The following is a 4,632-nucleotide window of genomic DNA, read 5'->3' as shown; positions in this document are numbered from 1 at the left end:
CCATGCCGCCAGTATGGCCGCCCGCGTTTCATCAGGATGTTCCATAGGGAACATGTGAGTACCAGGAACCTCGCTGATAGCTAACCCACGACGCTGAAGCCGCTTGACCCGTGTGGGGGTGAGTAAATGCGACTCCTGCCCTGCTACCAGATGGATTGGCACACCGACGCGACGTGGCAATCCCGACAGGTGATCCGGCAGATGGCGAAATATCTCTACCTCAATACCTGGATCGAAGGTTAGCTCAGCGCTACCGTCATCCAGCAAGCGCGTGCCTGCTTCAATGTAGTCGTTCAATGCCTCTGGGGTAAAGCGGCGAAATAACCCACGGCGGCGCAGCGAGTCAGCCATTGCTTCTCGGCTAGGCCACACACTGCGCCGCCCCTGGGTTTTACCAGCGGGGGTGATGCGGTCCATAAAACCAAATCGCTTCGCCGCTTTCATCACCCAGGCATCCGGCCCCAGCATCAACGGCGGGTCAAGCATAATGACGCCGCAGAAGCGTTCTGGCTGTTTATCTGCCGCCATGGCCATCAGCGTACCGCCTAACGAGTGACCAACACCCAATAACGGCGCGTCTGTAACCGGCAAGTAGCTCAACAGTTCATCGACTAAATTGCCCCAGTTATGGTTCACCGGGTAATCCGGGTGATGACCCAATCGATCTAGCGGATGGAGGTCAAACGACTCTGCCAGTGGTTCCAGCAGCGTGCGATAGCTTAAGCCAGGAAAGCCATTCGCATGGGCAAACACTAAACGAGGGCGTTGGGTGGCATGGGCAGACATGGTTAGCTCGCAAGGTAGGAAGACAGGAAAGTAGCGTGGCAGAGCACCCACGCTAACTAGCTAGCAAGTAGACAAACTATCATACGTCTGTTTTAACGCGCCTTTGTATGAGCGTCAATCGACATAAGTATTAACAGGCTAATTAAAACAGCGAGAGTTGCTGGACGGTGGCTTCTTCTGCCAAGCGGTAGCCCACGCCTAGTAGCCGAACTGGCTTCTCCCCTCGTGCCCAACCAATAGTCAGCAGGGATTCGAATTGCTCCTGGTTGGGTGCGGGGTCGGCGTGCTCCACTGTCGTTTGGGTAAAGTCATTGAATTTTATCTTTACCATTAACCCGCGCACGGCGGGCGCGGGGTCTAGTCTGGCATAGCGCTGCTCTAAGTCGTTGAGAAGACCGGGTATCTGTTGGCGACAGGCTTCCAGGGTGGGTAAGTCCTGGGAGTAAGTTTGCTCGGTGCTGATCGATTTCCGCTCACGATGAGTTTTCACTGGTCGCTCGTCGCGCCCAAAGCTAAGCTCGAACAGCCGATGCCCGAAGCGGCCAAACTGTTCGACCAGCTCAGTGAGCGGACGAGCCCGCAAATCTGCGCAGGTTTGAATACCCAACCCCGCCAATTTTTCAGCCGTGCGCGGCCCTACCCCGTGGATTTTCTTGACCGGCAGTTGCTGCACAAAGCCATCGATATCGTTCGGCGTGATCACAAACAGACCATCGGGCTTGCGCCAGTCGCTGGCAATTTTGGCAAGAAACTTATTGGGCGCGACGCCTGCCGAGACGGTAATGCCTACTTCCCGCTTTACTCGTTGGCGAATCGCTTCGGCCATGCGGGTGGCGCTGCCGTTGCACAGGGAAACATCAGTAACGTCTAAAAAGGCTTCATCTAGCGAGAGCGGTTCAATCAGTTCGGTCACATCGCGATAAATCGCAAACACTTGACGCGCCACCGCTTTGTATTTGGCCATATCACCGCGGATCACGGTCAAATGTGGGCAGCGTTTGAGTGCCTGCGCCATGGGCATGGCCGAGTGGATGCCAAATTCGCGGGCGGGGTAGTTACAGGTAGCGACAACCCCGCGCTGCTCAACGCTGCCACCTATCGCAATAGGCACATCGTTAAGCGCTGGGTTGTCGCGCATTTCAACCGCTGCGTAGAAGCAGTCACAGTCGCAATGAATAATTTTGCGCACAGGTTGCCCTTGCCTCCGCCCCTACCTGTAAATAATCACAGTTTACCACAAGAGCGATGTGAGCAATGACATCACTGATGTGCTAGGCGGAACAGCTCTTCGCGGGGGCGCTGTGACCCCGTCCGTGGGCGCTACTTTCGCCATCTGACCGCCAAGGATGGCGGGAATGCCGGAAAAGTCGGGAACTGTTTTCCGGCCATGGCGAAAGACCCCCGCTATGAGCTATTACCGCCGTGATGGCTTACTTTTCAGCTTGGGTAAATCAAGTACCGCAAAACGTTCTTAGTACCTGCTCGTTTTCCGTTGCGGGGGCTGCAAGGCGGCGTGCTTCTGCGGATTCATCAAAGGGCTGGGTGACCACCGCAAGTAAGCTGTGAAACGGCGTAAAATCGCCTTCATAAGCCGCATCAATAACTTCCTGAATGCGGTGATTGCGGGGAATAACAACCGGATTAGCACGCCGCATAGCAGCTAAGCGCTTGCTGTCTTGGCTGGCAACCTGTGCGGCTTGCCACTTATCTAGCCATGCCGCCAACTCATTCGGCTGAGTCGTCAGCGCCAGCAGTGCTTCCTTGTGCGTTTCACTTGCAGTGCTGGCGTAATGCGTCAGCGCATCAAAGGTGGCGGTCATATCCATCCGCCCCTGGTGCATCTGGCTTTCCAGCGCTTCCATTAGCGTTACCGCTTGGTCGCTGTCTGCTGCAAGGCCGAGCTTATCTGCATGCAGGCGGCGCTGCTCGGTATCAAACAGTGGCCCAAAGCGGCGGATGATATCGGTGGCCTGCTCGACGACGGTATCGCCCTCTTCGCGCATCAGCGGCAGCAGCGTTTCGGCAAAGCGGGCTAGGTTCCATTGAGCAATGGCGGGCTGGTTATCAAAGGCATAGCGCTTGCCTTGATCAATCGAGCTGTAGACTTTTTGCGGGTCAAACTGCTCCATAAAGGCACAGGGGCCGTAATCAATGGTTTCTCCGGCAATGCTGCAGTTGTCAGTATTCATCACGCCATGAATAAACCCAAGGCTCATCCACCGCGCCACCAGCGCTGCTTGGCGAGCAACCACCGCCTCTAACAAGGCTAAATAAGGATCATCTGCACTAGCGGCATCGGGATAGTGGCGCTCAATCACATGGTCGGCCAGCGCTTTCAGGGCAGCTTCATCTCTGCGTACCGCAGCAAATTGAAAGGTGCCCACACGAATATGACTGCTTGCCACGCGGGTAAAGACTGCGCCGGGCTCAGGCAGTTGGCGCACGACTCGCTCGCCGGTAGAAACGGCGGCTAACGCACGGGTAGTGGGTACGCCCATTGCAGCCATAAATTCACTGACCAGATACTCCCGCAGCACCGGCCCCAGCGGCGAACGACCATCACCACCACGGGAAAATGGCGTGCGCCCGCTGCCCTTGAGCTGCACGTCGCGCCGTATGCCATTCTGGTCGACGACCTCCCCCAGTAACAATGCGCGGCCATCGCCCAGCTGCGGTACAAAGTTACCAAACTGATGCCCAGCGTAACCCAGCGCCCGTGGCTCTGCGCCCGGCGGTAGTTGGTTGCCACTAAACCACTGGGCAAGGGTGGCATCATCAGGCTTACTCTTCAGCCCTGTCTTAAACCCCAGCGTTTCTGCCAGGCGCTGATTAAATGCAATCAGCGTGGGCTGGCTCACTGGCGTGGGCTGGCAGGCCATCCACAGTGGCTCGGGAAGCGTTGCAAACTGGTGTTCAAATGACAGCACGGGCGACTCCGCTGTTGGTGACAATCGTTGCCTAATACCCTAGCACTTTAGTCAAGTAAACGCTGCTGCAAACAACCGACAGCATGCTCTAACACTGGCGTTAACGGCGCACGCCACTGGTGGGTTAATAGCGCATCGGCGCGAGTGACGCCCAACGACAGCGAGGCCACCGGCAAACCCATGGCGTGGGCATCACGGCAGAAGCGGTAGCCGGAATACACCATCAACGAGGTGCCCACAGCCAGTACGGCATCGGCATTTTGCAGCCCTGCTTGGGCAGCCAAGCGCCGCGCTGGCGGCACCACATCGCCGTAATAAACAACCTGGGGCTTTAAGATGCCTTGGCAGCGCGGGCAATCCAGCACCTTAAACGTCGAAAAATCAGTTTCTAAATCCGCATCGCCGTCGGGCGCATGGTGGGCATCTAGCGCTGCAAAACGCGGGTTCATCCTGGCCATTTCGCTGTGCATGGCGTGACGCATAAGTTGATAACCGCATGTCATGCACGCCACCACGTCTGCTCGTCCATGCAGATCAATGACCTTGCTGGAACCCGCCCGCTGATGCAGACGGTCTACGTTCTGTGTCACCAGCAGCTCCACGTGGCCCATGCTTTCAAGCGCCGCCAACGCCTTATGCGCACCGCTCACTTGGGCTTCACGCATGGCTTTGAAGCCGATCAACGCCTGCGCCCAATAGCGCTGGCGTACGGCAAGTGAGGCCATAAAATCGCCATGCTGTACCGGTGGCGGTCGCTTCCACTGCCCATCGGCATCGCGGTAATCAGGAATGCCGCTGTCGGTGCTTACTCCCGCGCCAGTAATCACCCACAGTTTAGGGTGGCGCTCAATAAACTCCGCCAGCGCCTCCCCCGCCTGCGCGATGCTATCTGTCATTTCCACGGCCTGCGTCAATGGAT

Annotated in this window: 4 protein-coding genes (1 of these 4 running past the window's edge); all 4 read right to left on the bottom strand. The window is 57.1% G+C overall.

What is annotated here, in order from left to right; all coding sequences use genetic code 11:
* A protein-coding gene (locus INT22_RS17140; protein ID WP_193068634.1) for an alpha/beta fold hydrolase crosses the window boundary here: on the bottom strand, positions 1-786 show its 5' portion. It extends 51 nt beyond the left edge of the window; only the first 786 of its 837 coding nucleotides appear in the window; its start codon is at positions 784-786; its stop codon lies beyond the left edge, outside the window.
* A 142-nt stretch (positions 787-928) separates the two neighbouring features.
* Positions 929-1,975 (bottom strand): DNA polymerase IV, encoded by a 1,047-nt coding sequence (dinB, locus tag INT22_RS17135; protein ID WP_193068633.1) that lies wholly within the window; start codon positions 1,973-1,975, stop codon positions 929-931.
* A gap of 262 nt (positions 1,976-2,237) precedes the next feature.
* The gene (locus tag INT22_RS17130; protein WP_193068632.1) at positions 2,238-3,713 is read right to left on the bottom strand and encodes a protein adenylyltransferase SelO; all 1,476 of its coding nucleotides are present in this window, start codon (positions 3,711-3,713) and stop codon (positions 2,238-2,240) included.
* A gap of 47 nt (positions 3,714-3,760) precedes the next feature.
* Complete coding sequence (locus INT22_RS17125) at positions 3,761-4,609, bottom strand: NAD-dependent protein deacetylase (protein ID WP_193068631.1); 849 nt, start codon at positions 4,607-4,609, stop codon at positions 3,761-3,763.
* Between the last annotated feature and the right edge of the window lie 23 nt (positions 4,610-4,632).

Origin of the sequence: Halomonas sp. 3D7M, assembly GCF_014897885.1 — a bacterium.
Taxonomy (GTDB): Bacteria; Pseudomonadota; Gammaproteobacteria; order Pseudomonadales; family Halomonadaceae; genus Vreelandella.
The sequence above is the reverse complement of the archived record's forward strand: the minus strand, read 5'-3'. Positions and strand labels throughout refer to the sequence as shown.

Excerpts from the sequence above, each read along its gene's own strand:
- INT22_RS17125 (WP_193068631.1), bottom strand. The coding sequence starts at position 4,609 with ATGACAGATAGCATCGCGCAGGCGGGGGAGGCGCTGGCGGAGTTTATT.